This window comes from Klebsiella sp. SYXHC3 (assembly GCF_057196925.1).
On sequence record NZ_JBXUNG010000003.1, the window covers coordinates 311,948 to 327,905 of the forward strand.

The 15,958-nt window shown below is 57.4% G+C and carries 12 protein-coding genes; 5 read left to right on the forward strand and 7 right to left on the reverse strand.

Features of this window, described 5'->3' with window-relative positions; translation table 11 throughout:
* Positions 1–4: 4 nt before the first annotated feature.
* From AC2CGP_RS11005 to AC2CGP_RS11020, 4 genes are all read right to left on the reverse strand, one after another.
* Positions 5–598: a DUF3156 family protein gene (locus tag AC2CGP_RS11005; protein ID WP_213759369.1), complete on the reverse strand. Its 594-nt coding sequence runs from the start codon at positions 596–598 to the stop codon at positions 5–7.
* Complete coding sequence (locus tag AC2CGP_RS11010) at positions 576–2,075, reverse strand: APC family permease (RefSeq protein WP_015367825.1); 1,500 nt, start codon at positions 2,073–2,075, stop codon at positions 576–578. Before AC2CGP_RS11010 ends, AC2CGP_RS11005 begins: the two co-directional genes overlap by 23 nt.
* 374 nt (positions 2,076–2,449) lie before the next feature.
* A complete protein-coding gene (locus AC2CGP_RS11015; RefSeq protein WP_015704675.1) occupies positions 2,450–2,815 on the reverse strand; it encodes a cupin domain-containing protein in 366 nt (121 codons plus the stop codon).
* Between the two features lie 13 nt (positions 2,816–2,828).
* The gene (locus AC2CGP_RS11020; protein ID WP_020079404.1) at positions 2,829–4,130 is read right to left on the reverse strand and encodes an NAD(P)/FAD-dependent oxidoreductase; all 1,302 of its coding nucleotides are present in this window, start codon (positions 4,128–4,130) and stop codon (positions 2,829–2,831) included.
* 158 nt (positions 4,131–4,288) lie between these two features.
* Between AC2CGP_RS11020 and AC2CGP_RS11025 the strand changes: the two genes are divergently transcribed.
* The 5 genes from AC2CGP_RS11025 (at position 4,289) to pheP (ending at position 12,598) form a co-directional block, all read left to right on the forward strand.
* Positions 4,289–5,773, forward strand: a complete 1,485-nt coding sequence (locus tag AC2CGP_RS11025; protein ID WP_045388713.1) for an aldehyde dehydrogenase family protein — start codon at positions 4,289–4,291, stop codon at positions 5,771–5,773.
* Between the two features lie 328 nt (positions 5,774–6,101).
* Positions 6,102–7,406: an NAD(P)/FAD-dependent oxidoreductase gene (locus tag AC2CGP_RS11030; RefSeq protein ID WP_484502336.1), complete on the forward strand. Its 1,305-nt coding sequence runs from the start codon at positions 6,102–6,104 to the stop codon at positions 7,404–7,406.
* 368 nt (positions 7,407–7,774) lie between these two features.
* Positions 7,775–8,857, forward strand: coding sequence for a YncE family protein (locus AC2CGP_RS11035; RefSeq protein ID WP_032712803.1), 1,083 nt, complete (start codon positions 7,775–7,777; stop codon positions 8,855–8,857).
* A gap of 59 nt (positions 8,858–8,916) precedes the next feature.
* Positions 8,917–11,115, forward strand: coding sequence for a TonB-dependent receptor (locus AC2CGP_RS11040; RefSeq protein WP_015704681.1), 2,199 nt, complete (start codon positions 8,917–8,919; stop codon positions 11,113–11,115).
* Between the two features lie 106 nt (positions 11,116–11,221).
* Positions 11,222–12,598 carry a phenylalanine transporter gene (pheP, locus tag AC2CGP_RS11045; RefSeq protein ID WP_015367815.1) on the forward strand — a complete coding sequence of 459 codons (1,377 nt, stop codon included), beginning with the start codon at positions 11,222–11,224 and terminating at the stop codon, positions 12,596–12,598.
* A 36-nt stretch (positions 12,599–12,634) separates the two neighbouring features.
* Here the strand turns inward: pheP and AC2CGP_RS11050 are convergent, their stop codons facing one another.
* The 3 genes from AC2CGP_RS11050 to AC2CGP_RS11060 form a co-directional block, all read right to left on the reverse strand.
* Positions 12,635–13,051 (reverse strand): Exc2 family lipoprotein, encoded by a 417-nt coding sequence (locus tag AC2CGP_RS11050; protein ID WP_045381305.1) that lies wholly within the window; start codon positions 13,049–13,051, stop codon positions 12,635–12,637.
* Positions 13,052–13,182: 131 nt separating this feature from the next.
* Positions 13,183–14,427 (reverse strand): mechanosensitive ion channel family protein, encoded by a 1,245-nt coding sequence (locus AC2CGP_RS11055; RefSeq protein ID WP_015367814.1) that lies wholly within the window; start codon positions 14,425–14,427, stop codon positions 13,183–13,185.
* A 77-nt stretch (positions 14,428–14,504) separates the two neighbouring features.
* Positions 14,505–15,932: an MFS transporter gene (locus tag AC2CGP_RS11060; protein WP_058676007.1), complete on the reverse strand. Its 1,428-nt coding sequence runs from the start codon at positions 15,930–15,932 to the stop codon at positions 14,505–14,507.
* Positions 15,933–15,958: the final 26 nt, after the last annotated feature.

Sequence of the window (15,958 nt, forward strand, 5' to 3'; positions counted from 1 at the left end):
CACCTCAGCTTCCCCGCGGTGATGGCGGGGAAGTCAATGCTTTCTCTTCTGCGATTTCACCGCGCATCCACTGACTTATCGCCTGATTAATCATCGCCAGTACACTGAGCAGCAGCATCCGCTGCTGCGCTTCGAGCTTCAGATAACGGCGCAGCGGCGGCATTTTACAGACCACTTCGCTGGCGGCCCAGGGTTCAATGCAGCAGCGCCAGCCGCTATCGTCAAAGGTCAACGAAAAGCGGCGGTAGTCCAGCTCGCTTAAGGTCTGCTGGAGATTAGGAAAACCATTGAGATAGCCGGCGAGTTCCGCGCTCTCTTTACTGCCGATAAAACGGATTGGCAGGCGTTTTAGCCAGCCGGATTGGTGGGCGCGGATCTTGCCGCGAGCGGGCCGGGTAACCGGCCCCTCGACGACAAACTCGCAGCTGTGAATGCTGGCCATAAATAGCCGCTTCTGGCGCACGCTGAAGGTGACGGCGGTGATGTCGTTTAGCCGCAACATCGCGCTGCTTTCGCTCAGTTTTTCGCTCGGCCAGCCCGCTAAGTCGCGCTGCACCGCGTTCATTAATGGCGTTTCAAACCAGGGGACGGAGGACATCAGGCGTCATCTCCCCGCGGGTCTGTTTCTCGTAATTGCCGATAGCGCGCTCGACCACCTCTTCCACCTCCAGCGGCTTGAACGGATTAACGCGCTGTACGCACAGCGTCCAGAACAGGGCATAGGCAGCGGTCAGGCCGAGCATAATCCCGAACGGCACCAGCACCTCGCGGCTGTCCATTCCCGGTGGGGTAATATTCACGATCGCGATGATAATTCCGACGCTGGAGATAATCTGCGGTAGCGGGAACCACGGCGAGCGGTAGGCGCGCGGCAGGTCCGGGCGGCGAATGCGCAGCATCACCACCGACAGGGTGACCAGCAGATAGGCTACGCCCCAGGCGCAGACCGCGGCGAGGATCAGCGGCACGATGCGGTCCAGATCGCCGTTCAGGTACCAGGCGTGCAGGCAGGGGATGGCCACGCCGATGGCAATCGCGATCACCGGTGTTTTGAAGCGCGGATGCAGCCAGGTAAGAAAACGCGGCAGCGCGCCGTCCAGCGCCATACCGTAAATAATACGCGGCACCGCGGCCATCAAAGTATTAATTGTGGCGCAGCCCGCCAGCAGCAGGCCGACCCCGAGCCAATACTGGCCGGCGTGGCCCATCACCCGCTCGGCGAAGGCCGGGATCGCCATCGGCGTGTCCAGCAGATGGATGTTATTCGCCGCATCGACCACCACGTTTTCCACCTGGCGGTTAATCGCCGCGCCGTAGATAAACATGCAGCTGGCGACGCCCAGCAGACCCAGCGCCATCGCCCGCGGAATGGTGCGGTGGGCTTTTTTGATTTCCGGCGCCATCGGCGTCACCAGTTCGCAGCCGACGAACATAAACATCGCCATGCCGATATAGCCGAACAGGCCGGAGATATCGCTAACGTTCAGCGGTGTGCCGAACCAGCCGGAAAGGTGAGTCACCGGCGCCATAAAAATGCCGCACAGGCCGAAAATGGTCAGCGTCGTCCACATGCCAAAGGTGAGCACCACTTCGACCTTGCCGAAAATTTCCACGCCAATGGCGTTCAGCAGGCCGAAAATGACCACCATACCGACGCCGACCATCCAGGTGTTTTGATGGGCGGCCATCTGCGCGTTGACCGATTCGAAGTTCACCAGCGCCATAATGCCGGCGAGAATGGTCTCCGCGGTGCCGGCGAAGATATGGACGATAAGATAGGCGCACAGCGCGCCGGTAATGGCGAAGAAGCGGCCCATACCGCAGGAGATATAGTCGTACACCGAACCGGTGGTGGGGATTAACGTCGCGGCTTCAGCGAAGGTAGTGACCTGCGCCTGCATCATAATAAAAGCCAGCAGTACCGCCAGCGCGAAGGTGTCGCCGCCCATGCCGAATCCGCTGGTGACCGTCAGGATCACCGGGCTTGCCATAATCAGCCCAACCGAGCTGGCGAGGGTCGTCGGAAAGCCGACGACGCCGCGTTCAAGATGGCTGGCGAGTCTGTTACTAAACATAGTCAACCTCTGCACAATGTAGGGGAGGGCAGGGAATAGCCAGCGCCACTCCCGGATAGTCATAATTTAGGCGGGCATCCTGCTCAACGAATATCGTCCGGAAGGTGGAGAGCAACGGGTGAATCTGTGACGTAGTCCATGAATGTGGCGGTTGATAAATAAAATAGCCCCGGAAAGCGGGGCCATCTGTCTTGCCACGTTGCGCGTATTTCTGCCGGGTGGCGGCTAGCGCCTTACCCGGCCTACGGTCCGTGCGGCCTGCCTTTAATTTGGCCTCAAAATCCCCGGTGGCGCTGCCGCTTACCGGGGCTACAGCGCTGTGCGATTTGGTAGCCCGGAGAAGGCGTAATGCGCCGCCGGGCATTATCAGCGTGTTAGCGCGTCTCGACGTTCGCCAGGTAGTGTTTGACGAAACGCGGGGTGAGGATTTTCCACTCCACTTCGGTACCCTGTTTGACAAACCAGCTGTCCCCCGGCGCGAAGCGCTGCGGCTCGCCGCCGGCGACGGTCAGTTCAACTTCGCCCTCCAGCACGGTGGCGTGTTCGGTAAACGGATAGGTCATGGTAAAGCTCCCTTCGGTGGACGAAAACAGTCCGCAGGTAAAGGCATCCTGCGGCTCGCCGTAGATCATCGCGCCCGCTACCTGCGGGTCGCCGACGGTCGGCGTCGCGCCGAGCAGGCTGACGCTGCCGATCGGCTGCAGTTCAGGTACCGGGTGTTTGAGTTTAAAAGCGTGCATAGCGTTCTCCTGATTAACTCCGGCCTTTCCAGAAACCGGCGGTTTGATGCATCAGTTTTCCGGCGGTGACTAATAGCAAGCGCAGGCTGTCACGGCCGTGGATGGTCGCGTGGGGAATGCTGCTTAGCAGACGATAGCGGTCGGAACCACCATTGATCCCTTCGGCGAGGATTTTGCACACGATGTGCGAGGGGGTGACGCCGAAGCCGGAGTACCCCTGGACGTAAAAGACGTTGTTATGGTCGCGTAAGGTGCCAATCTGCGGGAACAGGTTGGCGCTACAGGCCATCGGCCCGCCCCAGGCGAAATCGATCTTCACATCTTTCAGGTACGGGAAGACCTCCGCCAGCAGCGTACGATTCCAGGCGGCGAAATCGTTCGGCGTATACTCCAGGAAGCGGGTGGCGCTACCAAACAGCAGGCGGTTTTCGCGGGTGACGCGGTAGTAGTTAATCACCGGGCGAATGTCGCTGAAGGCGCCGCGCAGCGGGCTGATGCGCTCGATCAGTTCATCGGAGAGCGGCTCGGTTGATACCTGATAGGAGTAGGTGACCAGCGTTTTGTTGTAGATCTCCGGCTCCATATTGTTGAGGAAGCTGTCGCAGGCCCACAGTAGTTTGGCGGCTTTAACGCTGCCCATCGCGGTGCGCACCTGCACCTGTTTGCCGTAATTCACCTCTACTACCGGTGAGGATTCGAAAATCTTCACCCCCAGAGAATGCGCGGCCTGTGCCGAACCAAGCAGCATATTGAGTGAATGGATCTGCCCGCCGCCCATATGTTTCAGCGCGCCGCAGTAGACCTCGGAGCCGACCACCTGCTGTACCTCTTTCCCGGTATACAGTTCAATCTCTTCATCCGGGGTAGCGGCTTTAAACTCCTTTTCCCACTGGCGCAGCGTTTTAAGCTGCCGCTGGTTATAGGCCAGGTAGCCGTAGCCGGGTACGAAATCGGCGTCGATGTTGTATTTGCGGATGCGTTCGCGAATGATACCCGCGCCGAGGTTGGCGATTTTAAACAGCGTTTCCAGCCCCTCTTTGCCGACGTGTTTTTTTACCGCTTCGATATCGTGGCCGATCCCGGCCATCACCTGGCCGCCGTTGCGCCCGGTGCCGCCATAGCCAAGATGGCGCGCTTCCAGCACCACCACGTTGGTGATCCCCTGTTCCGCCAGTTCCAGCGCGGTGTTAATGCCGGAGAAGCCGCCGCCGATAATCACTACATCGGCTTCGATATCTTCCCGCAGCGCCGGAAAATGGAGCTGGTATTTCTTCGTCGCGCCGTAGTAGTTCAGCGCATCGATTTTAATATTCATCGCGTTACCCTGTCGTCTTGCCTGGCTCAATGTCCTCATCACAGCACGCCGCGCGGGCGTTGAATATCGTCCGGAAGAATGACGTTCTTTAGAACGATGGGCGTCGCGGAACAACCGTGCTGTGATGGGCTAACTTTGCTGAAAAACGAGTGCTGACGATGAGCGAAATAACCTTACTGGCGGAAGTGACCGCCTTTTTACGCCAGCCGCACGGGCAGTTTATTGCCGGTCATCGGGAGGCGGGCCACGGCGCGCCGTTCGCGGTGATAAACCCGGCGACCGGAGAGGCGATTGCCGAAATCACGGCGGCGGATGTCGGCCAGGCGGACCGCGCCATGGAAAGCGCCCGCCAGGCGTTTAATCAGTGGCGCGAGATGCCGACGCTGGCGCGCGGCGCGCTGCTACTAAAGCTGGCGGACACGCTGGCAGAGCATCGCGAAGAGCTGGCGCAGCTGGAAAGTCTCTGCTCCGGTAAAACCATCATGCTGGCGCGGATGCTCGAGCTGGATCAGTCGGTGGCGTTTTTGCGCTACTTCGCCGGCTGGGCGGGAAAAATCACCGGCGAAACCCTGGATGTCTCGCTGCCTTCGATGGCCGGGGAGAAATATACCGCCTTTACCCGCCGCCAGCCGTTGGGCGTGGTGGTCGGCATCGTACCGTGGAACTTCTCGATTATGATTGCCATCTGGAAGATGGCGGCGGCGCTGGTCTGCGGCTGCACTATCGTCCTCAAGCCGAGCGAGTATACGCCGCTGACGCTGCTGCGGGTGGCGGAACTAGCGAAAGCGGTAGGTATCCCGGATGGCGTCATTAACGTGGTCAACGGCGCCGGCGGCGAAATTGCCCAACGCCTTATCACGCATCCGACCTGCGCCAAGGTGAGCTTCACCGGCTCGGTGGCGACCGGGGAAAAAGTCCAGCAGTCGGCCAGTGCGTCAGGTAAACGGGTTACGCTGGAGCTGGGCGGTAAAAACGCCGCGCTGTTTCTCGATGACCTGACGCCGGAGGCCATGGTGAACGGCATTATCGAAGCCGGTTACCTCAACCAGGGGCAGATTTGCGCCGCCGCTGAGCGCTTTTATCTGCCGCAGGGCAAACTGGATGCGGTGCTGGCGCTGCTGAAAGACAGGCTCAGCGCTTTCGCGCCGGGGTCGCCGCTGGATGAACAAACGCTGATGGGGCCGCTGGCCAACCGCCAGCAGTATGACAAGGTCTTGCGGCTCATTCAGACCGCACGCGAAGAGGGGGATACCATCGTCTGCGGCGGCGAAGCGCTGCCCGGCGAGGGCTATTTCCTGCAGCCGACGGCGGTTAAGGTGCGCAGCGAAGAGAGCACCCTGATGCGCGAGGAGACCTTCGGCCCGGTATGCAGCTTTATTGGCTATCGCAGTGAAGAAGAGGCGCTGGCCCGAATTAATGCTTCGCCGTATGGACTGGCGGCCAGCGTCTGGTCGGATAATATCCGCCAGGCGCTGCGCTATTCTCAGGCCATTGACGCCGGGATTGTCTGGGTCAATATGCATACCTTCCTCGACCCGGCGGTGCCGTTCGGCGGCATGAAAGGATCGGGTATTGGCCGTGAGTTTGGTAGCGCGTTTATTGATGATTATACTGAACTTAAATCGGTGATGATGCGTTATTAAACCACAGGAATACCGGAATGCCGCTAATCACCATTAATTAGTGAAACATAAGACTTGCTGGTTATTATTATCTAACCCACCACCAGGCCGCCAAATAATAATTTGGTGGCCTTTTTGTTTACCTCGAATATACGTGCAGGAAAATTACCCGGAAACTTGTACAATAATACCCCGATTAAAAATTGCCGCCAATTAAATTTGCGATTACCAATATGCACCGCGTCATCATCTAATGGATATCTGGCATTTTATTGTTTGGATTATTGTTAACTAAAAATTATTTAGAGTGTTTTTAATTAACATTTAATTAATTATTTTGGAGGTCACATTGACTACGCCATTAAAAGAGATCGTTATTGTCGGCGGCGGCGCCGGTGGGCTGGAGCTAGCGACCCAACTGGGACGTAAATTAGGGCGCCGAGGGAAAGCGAATATCACCCTTGTCGACCGCAGTCAGAGCCATCTGTGGAAGCCGCTGCTGCACGAAGTCGCCACCGGTTCGCTGGATGAAGGCGTGGACGCGTTAAGCTTTCTTGCCCATGCCAGCAAACACCACTTTTCCTTCCAGCACGGTTCGGTAATGGATATCGATCGGCAGAATAAAACGATTACTATCGCCGCACTGCGGGATGAACAAGGCGAGGTGTTGGTGCCGGAGCGTAAATTATGTTGGGACACTCTGGTAATGGCGCTGGGCAGTACTTCCAATGATTTCAATACGCCGGGTGTTAAAGAGCACTGTATTTTTCTCGACAGTTCTGAGCAGGCAAAAGTATTTCATCAGCAAATGCTGAACCAATTTCTGCGCTATTCTGCCGACCCTCAGACGTCAGGTAAGGTCAATATTGCCATTGTTGGCGGGGGCGCTACCGGGGTTGAATTATCTGCCGAATTACATAATGCGGTAAAAGAACTGCGTAGCTACGGTTATAAAGATCTGACCAACGAAGCGTTAAATGTCAGCCTGATAGAAGCCGGCGACGGTATTTTACCTGCGCTGCCAAAACGGATTTCCAGCGCTGTGCACGAAAAGCTGACCCAACTTGGCGTGAATGTGATGACCAATACCATGATCACCGGCGTTGAAGAAGGTGGCCTGCATACCAAAGATGGCCAGTTTATCGAGGCGAGTTTAATCGTCTGGGCGGCGGGGATAAAAGCGCCGGACTTCATGAAGGATATTGCCGGGCTGGAGACCAACCGTATTAATCAACTGATGGTGACCCCGACGCTGCAAACCACGCGCGACGCTGATATTTTTGCTTTCGGCGACTGCGCGGCGTGCCCGCGTCCGGAAGGTGGATTTATTCCACCGCGTGGCCAGGCGGCGCATCAAATGGCGCTCTTCACTGCCGACAATATTATCGCCCGGATGAAGGGGCATCAGTTGAAATCGTTCTCCTATCGCGATCGCGGTTCGCTGGTTTCGCTCTCCGGCTACACGACCTTTGGCAGCATCATGGGGCATCTACCGATCGGCCCGATGATGGTCGAAGGCCGTATTGCGCGGATGGTTTACGATTCGCTGTATCGGATGCACCAGGTGACGCTGCACGGTTATTTTAAAACCGGCCTGATGATGTTGTCCGGCGGGATTAACCGGATTATTCGCCCGCGCCTGAAATTGCATTAAGCGTGCTAAGCCGCCCTTCGCAAGAAGCGTGCGGCATAGCCTCCTGTCGCCCGGATAAGGCGTAGTGTCCCGCTATCCGGGTATGTATCGATCCCGAAGTTTCTTTCTTCCCCTATCAATCCGCTATTCCACGTTAAATAATCAGCAGATTATCTTTTTTGCCCGCCGGGGGTTGCCTGATACATGATAATGCGTATAGTTCTCATTCTCTTTTTTGTTCGCAGACTAAGCAGGGATCGATCTGCGCCAGTGAGTCGTTCACAAGGAACAGCAAAGGCGTAGGGTGACGCAAAGACAGCAGGCCGGAAACACACAATATCGGCCACTGCGCGACCACCGGGTCATTGATTTTTTATAGGGTTGTTCCAATGAAATACACTCTTCCTGCGTTGGCGCTGGCCATCAGCGCGACGTTAGGCGGCTGCGCGACTCACCATTCCGCTGCCGTTGCGCAACCGGTTGTTAACTCTCCTGCGGCTAACGTGGCGCAACCGCTGCAGCGCCAGCTAGCGGAAGGGTTGTACGAGATGGCGCTAAGCCCGCAGGGTGATGCGCTGTACGTCGCCAGCGCCGAAGGCTTTAAAGATGTGCAGGGCGGGGCGGTTTACAAGCTGGATCCGCAAACCCTTAATACCATAGGCCTGACGCATACCGATCTGAAAAACTTCGCTTTGCAGCTCTCTGCGGATGGTAAAACGCTATACGTCAGCAATTCGCTTGACGGCGGCATCAGCGCTATCGACACCGCCACCGGCAAGGTAAAAAACCGCCTGCTGTTCAGCGAGCGCAATGAAAAAGGGCTCCCCTATGGGGCGCGTCAGCTGCTGCTGTTAAATAATACCCTCTACGTTGGCGCGGTCGCCGACCCGGCGCAAATCTGGGTGGTTGACGCCACTACCATGAAGCTGAAAACGCGGATTAAAAACACCGGTAAATGGATGACCGGCCTGCACTATTCTGCACAAACCGGGCGCGTATACGCCGCCAACGGCAGCGGTGAAATTCTGGTGATCAACCCGCGTAACCAACGCATTGAACAGCGCTGGAAGCCGCTGGGCGACAAGCCGGCGCTGCTGCTTAATATGGCCGAAGATAGCGACACCGGTCGTCTGTTCGTGACCGATAACTCGAAAGCGAAAACCACCCTGGTGCTGGATATCCACAGTGGCAAACTGCTTAAACAGCTCGAGGTCGGCGATTCGCTGGCGGTGCAGTTCAATGGGAAACGCCACGAAATTTATATTTCACAGCGTGAATCCGGCAAGGTTATCAGCCTTGACGACAGCCGCTATACGCTGAAGAAAAGCTGGGCGCTGCCGGCCAATCCCAACAGCCTGCTGCTTTCCGCCGATGGTCAGACGCTGTTTGTCACCGTCAAACAGCCCTTCAATAAAGACCACTCCACTAAAGGCCCGGACAGCGTCGTACGCATCGACCTGAACGAGCAATAAAAATAACTGGCCCGGCGACGGGCCCTTTGATCCATTTATCCTCATCCATGGGGCAAATTATGCACACCACGCACTATTCATCCTTCCCGCTGCGTAAAACGCTGTTGGCCTTAGCCATCGGCGCCGCCAGTCAAACGGCGATGGCCGCGGACGCTACCGCCGCGAAGCAACCTGGCGAAGAGACCCTCATCGTCGAGGCTAACGAAACCAGCGATTTTAAATCCGGCGGCGACCTGGTGGTTCCGGCATTCCTCGACGGGCAGATCGCCCACGGCGGCCGTCTGGGGATGCTTGGCGAACAAAAGGCGATGGACGTTCCTTTTAACGTCATCGGCTATACCTCGAAACTGATTCAGGATCAGCAGGCGAAAACCATCGCCGATGTCGTCAGTAACGACGCTGGCGTGCAGGCCGTACAGGGCTACGGAAACTTCGCCGAGACCTATCGAATCCGCGGGTTTAAGCTCGATGGCGATGACATGACCATGGGCGGTCTGGCGGGCGTGGTGCCGCGTCAGGTGATGGACACCCAGATGCTGGAGCGCGTTGAAATTTTCAAAGGGGCTAACAGCCTGCTTAACGGCGCGGCCAGCAGCGGCGTCGGCGGGATGATTAACCTCGAGCCGAAACGGGCGGAAGATCTGCCGACCGCACGTGTTGGCGTCGACTATACCTCTGATTCGCAGGTTGGCGGTACCCTCGACCTGGGACGCCGTTTCGGCGATAACAACCAGTTCGGCGCCCGGGTCAACCTGGTGCATCGCGAGGGCGAAGGCGCTATCGATAACGATAAACGCCGTACCACGCTGGCTTCGCTGGGGCTTGATTACCGTGGCGATCGTTTCCGCTCCTCGCTCGATTTCGGCTATCAGAAGAAAACGTTCCACGGCGGTACGATGGGCGTCAATATCAGCAGCGTAGATTTCATCCCGGCGCTGCCGGACAACAGCAAAAACTACAGCCAGAAGTGGGGCTATAGCGATATTGAAAGCGAGTTCGGCATGGCGAAGGCGGAATATGACCTGAGCGATAGCTGGACGGTATACAGCGCCCTCGGCGGTCAGCATTCGCATGAAATCGGCACCTACAGCGCGCCGAAGCTGCTCAATAAAAACGGCGATGCAACGGTTGGCCGCCTTGATACTAACCGCATCATCGACGCGATCAGCGGCATGGGCGGGGTACGCGGCGATTTCAATACCGGCGCGATTTCGCATAAGGTGAATCTCGGCTATGCGGCGCAGGTGCATACCGATGCGACCGCCTGGCGGATGTCGGCGAAGAATCCGACCACCAATATCTATGACAACCGCGATGTGGCAATGCCGGATAACGCCTATTTTGGCGGCAACTACCACGATCCGCTGGTCACCTCGCGCAGCCGTACGCAGGGCTGGCTGCTGAGCGACACTCTCGGCTTCTTTAACGATAAGGTGCTGTTTACCGCGGCTGCTCGTCATCAGAAAGTGGTCGTGCGCAACTACAGCAACGCCACCGGACTGGAAGATACCTCTTCGCGTTATACCCAAAGCCGCTGGATGCCGACGTTTGGCCTGGTGTACAAGCCGTGGGAGCAGCTGTCGCTGTATGCTAACCATACCGAAGCGCTGCAGCCGGGCTCTGTGGCGCCGACTACGGCGGCCAATGCCGGGCAGAGTACCGGGATAGCGCACTCGAAGCAGGACGAAGTGGGCGTCAAGATCGACTACGGAACGATCGGCGGATCGCTGGCGCTGTTTGAAATCAAAAAACCGAACGCCATTTCCGATACCGCTGGCAATTACGGCCTCGACGGCGAGCAGCGTAACCGCGGCGTAGAGATGAACGTCTTCGGCGAGCCGATGCTGGGGCTGCGTCTTAACGCCAGTACGGTGTGGCTGGATGCCAAACAGACTAAAACCGCTAAAGGCGCAACCGATGGTAAAGATGCCATCGGGGTGGCTAATTTCTACGCGGTGCTCGGCGCCGAGTATGATATTAAGCCGGTGGAAGGCCTGACCGCGACAGCGCGTGTCAATCATAGCGGCTCGCAGTATGCCGATGCGGCCAACACCAAGAAGCTGGATAGCTACACCACCCTGGATTTAGGCCTGCGCTATCGTATGCGCCTGAACGCCGACCAGAACGAAATGACCTGGCGCATCGGGGTGACCAACGTGACCAACGAGAAGTACTGGTCCGGCATTGACGATACCGGAACCTATCTGTTCGAAGGCGATCCGCGTACCGTTCGCGTCTCAATGAGCTACGACTTCTAACGCTAAAAAAGCGGGGCGGGCGGCTGATGCTTGCCCCGCGCAACTTGCGACAATCCCCCCTAAGTGATAAAAGGTGCCCCTTCACAAAAACACACAGGGGAACGACGTGAAAGACGCGTCAACGTCGTCGGATGCCGTAGAAGAGAGCGGCCCGACGCTTCATCGCGGTTTACAGAACCGACATATTCAACTTATCGCCCTTGGCGGCGCGATTGGGACCGGCCTGTTTCTTGGCATTGGTCCCGCGATTCAAATGGCTGGCCCGGCGGTGTTGCTGGGTTACGCCGTGGCCGGTATTGTCGCTTTTCTGATTATGCGCCAGCTTGGCGAGATGGTGGTGGAAGAGCCGGTATCCGGTTCTTTTGCCCACTTTGCCTATAAATACTGGGGCCCGTTCGCCGGTTTCCTGTCCGGCTGGAACTACTGGGTGATGTTCGTGCTGGTAGGAATGGCGGAACTGACCGCCGCCGGGATTTATATGCAGTACTGGCTCCCCGATGTTCCCACCTGGGTCTGGGCGGCGGCTTTCTTCATCATTATTAACGCCGTCAACCTGGTCAACGTACGCCTGTACGGCGAGGCGGAGTTCTGGTTCGCGCTGATAAAAGTGCTGGCGATTATCGGCATGATCGCCTTTGGCCTGTGGATGCTGTTTGGCGGCCACGGCGGCAGCAAAGCCGGTTTTGATAACCTGTGGAAGCATGGCGGTTTCCTCGCCACTGGCTGGCATGGCCTGGTGCTGTCGCTTGCGGTGATTATGTTTTCTTTCGGCGGGCTGGAGCTTATCGGCATCACCGCTGCGGAAGCGCAAAATCCGGAAAAGAGCATTCCGAAAGCGGTCAACCAGGTGGTTTACCGTATCCTGCTGTTTTATATCGGTTCGCTGGTGGTGCTGCTGGCGCTCTACCCGTGGGTGGAGATTAAATCCGACAGCAGCCCGTTTGTGATGATTTTCCATAATCTTGACAGCAACGTGGTGGCCTCCGCGCTGAACTTCGTCATTCTGGTGGCATCGCTGTCGGTCTATAACAGCGGCGTCTATTCCAACAGCCGGATGCTGTTCGGCCTGTCGGTACAGGGCAATGCGCCGAAGTTTCTCGCCCGCGTCAGCAAACGCGGCGTGCCGGTGAATTCGTTGCTGCTGTCAGGCGTCATTACCTCGCTGGTGGTGGTGCTCAACTATCTGCTGCCGCATGAAGCGCTGGGGCTGCTGATGGCGCTGGTGGTGGCGACGCTGCTGCTGAACTGGATCATGATCTGTATGGCGCACCTGAAGTTTCGCGCCGCGCAGCGTCGTAAGGGGCGTGAATCGAAGTTCAAAGCGTTACTGGCGCCAGCCAGCAACTACTTCTGTATCGCCTTTCTCGGTTTGATTCTGGTGCTGATGTGCACCATTGACGGGATGCGTCTGTCGGCAATACTGCTGCCGGTGTGGATTATCTTCCTGTTTGCCGCCTTCAAACTGCTGCGCCGCCCGGCGTAAGGCTTATCGCCCCGCGGACTGGCGGGGCGACACAGCTTATTTTATCCCGTGGAAGCCGTCCAGATAGGCGCCAGCCAGCTCATTACCAAACAGACGAGCATCCTTCGCTTCCATCGTTTCGCTCCACCGATCGCTCGCATTACCGTTGAAGGAGTGTTGTGACTTCACCCCTTCCAGCGCCTGTTGCTTAATGGCGTCGGCAACCCGCTGCGCATCGCTTTCACTCACCCCTTTTTTCCGATCTTCTTGCCCGCGGGCATAGATATCGCGGAAGTTAGGCAGGTTCATCTGATAATTTTGCTGACGGTTAACGGTGAAATTACCGCCGACGAAATCTGAACGGTGAGACACGAAGCTATAAGCATGGCGTTCTGGCGAGGTCTTCGATGATGTGCAACCGGAAAGGAGTGCTAAAGCGCAGCCAAGCGCGACAAACGTTGTGGTTAATTTCATTATGCAGAGCGTCCTTTGGCGATAATCCATGTTGGTGAAAAGATCATCTGCTTAAACTGTGTCGACGGCTAGCCCTGAGAAATGATAGTGGAGTGAGAGTACGCTGGCGCGCAATGCGCGCCAGCCGGGAATCAGGACGACAGCGCGCCCGACAGTGAACGAATGTCGTTGCCGGTTGGCGTCTGGTGAATACGCAGGCCGAACTCGTCAACCACCGCAAAGATATGGTCGAAGATGTCCGCCTGAATGCCTTCATACTCCGCCCACACCACGGTATTGGTGAAGCAGTAGATCTCAATCGGCAGGCCGTTAGCGTCCGGCGCCAGCTGGCGCACCATCATGGTCATATCCTTACGTAGCCGCGGATGGTTACGCAGATACTCCTGCAGATAGGCGCGGAAGGTGCCGATATTGGTCATTTTGCGCAGGTTAAGCACCGACGGTTCATTAGCGTGCTGTTGGTTCCACTCATTAATTTCCTGATGGCGCGAGTCCATATAGGGCTTCAGCAATTTGGCCTGAATCAGCCGCTGCTGCTCCTGCTCGTCAAGAAAATGGATGCTGGTGGTATCGATGTTCAGGCTGCGCTTAATACGACGACCGCCGGAGGCCGACATCCCGCTCCAGTTTTTAAACGAATCCGAGACCAGCGACCAGGTGGGGATCGTGGTGATAGTGTTATCCCAGTTGCGCACTTTTACCGTCGTCAGGCCGATATCAATAACCGCGCCATCGGCGCCGTATTTCGGCATCTCCAGCCAGTCGCCGAGTTTGAGCATGTCGTTGGCGGAAAGCTGGATCCCGGCCACCAGGCCAAGAATCGGGTCTTTAAATACTAACATCAGCACGGCGGCCATCGCGCCAAGACCGCTAATCAGAATCGCCGGCGATTGTCCAATCAGCAGCGATATGATCAGGATGCCGATAATAATTGCCGTGACCAGCTTAATCCCCTGGAAGATACCTTTAAGCGGCAGCTGCGAGGCAGTGGGGAATTTTTGCGCCAGGTTGAAAATCACGTCCAGCAGCGAGAAGAAAGAGAGCATGGCGTAAACCATGACCCACAATTGCGCGCAGGTAGATAAGATTTCCGCCGCTTCGCTGCCTTTCTGCAGCCAGAGCACGGCCTGAACGTTGACGATAATCCCCTGCAGGGTGAACGCCAGGCGGTGGAAGAGTTTATTTTGCGTAATGATCTGCAGCCATAAATGGCTGCTGGCCTGCGCCCGCTTTTCAAAGGTGCGTAGAACCACTTTGTGCAGAATGAGATGAACGACAATCGCCGTCAGAAAAATAATGCCAAAAGTAATGATGAGCGAGGTGGTAGGGGTGATTTTGATGCCTAATGCGGCGATTTGCGATATTAATTCCTGCATAACGTCTCCTGTACATCCAGCGGTTATGATGACCGCTGGATGACTATTATGCAAATCAGAGGTTACACAGTTGTGAATCAGGACGCCGTCGCCGCCGGCTGCAGGTTCAGGTGATGGCGCAGCCAAAGGGCAATAGCGCCCAGCAGCAGCATCATCGCCACCTCGACCAGCAGGAAGACGATCAGCGCCTGCGTATAGTCACCGCCGCCGCGCTTGGCCAGGGTTAAGAACAGTGAGCCGAGAATGGCCGGCCCCAGCCCCAGCGTCGCCTGCTGCAAGGTGCTGAGGATGGCGCTACCGGCTCCGGCATCGCAAGCGCGAATGTCCCGCATCCCGATACGATAGAAACTGTTGACGATTAACGCCTGACCATAGCCGATCAGCGCGGTGGAGGGCACCAGCGCCAGCGTCGTGGTCCGCAGGCCAAGTTGATAAAAGGTGACGCTCAGCAGCAGCAGGCCGCTAATCTGCACCACCAGGCCAATCAGCAAAATCCGTCCCATGCTGTAGCGAGCGATAAGCTTTGGCGCGTACAGCGCGGAGATAAAATAGGCCACCCCGAGAGCGATAAAACTGTTGCCGGACTGCCACGGCGCCATCCCCAGCCCGGCCTGCATGGTCAGCGCCATACAAAACATAAAGCCGGACCAGGCGCTGAAGAACAGCAGTGCGATAGCCATACCAAAACGGATGCTGGTGAGCTTCAACAGCCGCGGCGGCAGCAGCGGTTGCTCGCCGCGCTGCTGCTTACGCAGCGCGCTCAGGCGCATCCAGGCGAGCAGGGGGAATACGGCCAGCAAAAGCAGCTGTAGCTCCCATGGCCAGTGCAGTTCCGGCCCCAGCGCCATCGGAAACAGCAGGCAGCAGAGGATTAACGCCAGGCTGAAAGTTCCCTGCCAGTCGATGCTGGAATGGCTTTCGCGGCGGGTTTCCGGCACATAGCGGCGGCTAAAAGCGAGCACCAGCAGGCAGATTGGCACGTTGATAAAGAAGGCGTTACGCCAGCCGAGCCCGGCGATATCGGCGGAGACCAGCCAGCCGCCGCCCATCTGGCCGACGATAAACGCGATGCCGCCGATACCGCCGTACAGGCTTATCGCCCGGGCGTGAGCGGTGCCTTTCAGGGTGACGTGCAGGGTGGCGAGGATTTGCGGCACGATCAGCGCCGCGCCCGCGCCCTGCAGCGTTCGTGCGGCGAGTAGGGCGTTAATGGAGTTAGCCATTCCGCATAGCAGTGAGGCGATGCCGAATACCGCCACCCCCCACAGAAACAGGCGGCGGCGTCCATAGTTATCGCCCAGTTTGCTGCCCATCGCCAGGCAGACGGCAAAGGCCACGCCGTACAGCGCGACGATAAGCTCCAGTTGGGTGGCGCTGGCGTCGAGGGAGTGGGTGATCGAGTCCAGCGCCACGTTGGTTATCGAGGTATCAATTAACGGCAGCATCTGGCCGGTCAGTAACAGCAGTAATCCGGCGCGGCCGGGTGAAACAGCAGACGAATTCATCGGATCTCTCCATTGCGTCATTCAGC

Coding starts and splice junctions, on each gene's coding strand:
- AC2CGP_RS11005 (WP_213759369.1), bottom strand. CDS start 598: ATGTCCTCCGTCCCCTGGTTTGAAACGCCATTAATGAACGCGGTGCAG.
- AC2CGP_RS11010 (WP_015367825.1), bottom strand. CDS start 2,075: ATGTTTAGTAACAGACTCGCCAGCCATCTTGAACGCGGCGTCGTCGGC.
- AC2CGP_RS11015 (WP_015704675.1), bottom strand. CDS start 2,815: ATGCACGCTTTTAAACTCAAACACCCGGTACCTGAACTGCAGCCGATC.
- AC2CGP_RS11020 (WP_020079404.1), bottom strand. CDS start 4,130: ATGAATATTAAAATCGATGCGCTGAACTACTACGGCGCGACGAAGAAA.
- AC2CGP_RS11025 (WP_045388713.1), top strand. CDS start 4,289: ATGAGCGAAATAACCTTACTGGCGGAAGTGACCGCCTTTTTACGCCAG.
- AC2CGP_RS11035 (WP_032712803.1), top strand. CDS start 7,775: ATGAAATACACTCTTCCTGCGTTGGCGCTGGCCATCAGCGCGACGTTA.
- AC2CGP_RS11040 (WP_015704681.1), top strand. CDS start 8,917: ATGCACACCACGCACTATTCATCCTTCCCGCTGCGTAAAACGCTGTTG.
- AC2CGP_RS11050 (WP_045381305.1), bottom strand. CDS start 13,051: ATGAAATTAACCACAACGTTTGTCGCGCTTGGCTGCGCTTTAGCACTC.
- AC2CGP_RS11055 (WP_015367814.1), bottom strand. CDS start 14,427: ATGCAGGAATTAATATCGCAAATCGCCGCATTAGGCATCAAAATCACC.
- AC2CGP_RS11060 (WP_058676007.1), bottom strand. CDS start 15,932: ATGAATTCGTCTGCTGTTTCACCCGGCCGCGCCGGATTACTGCTGTTA.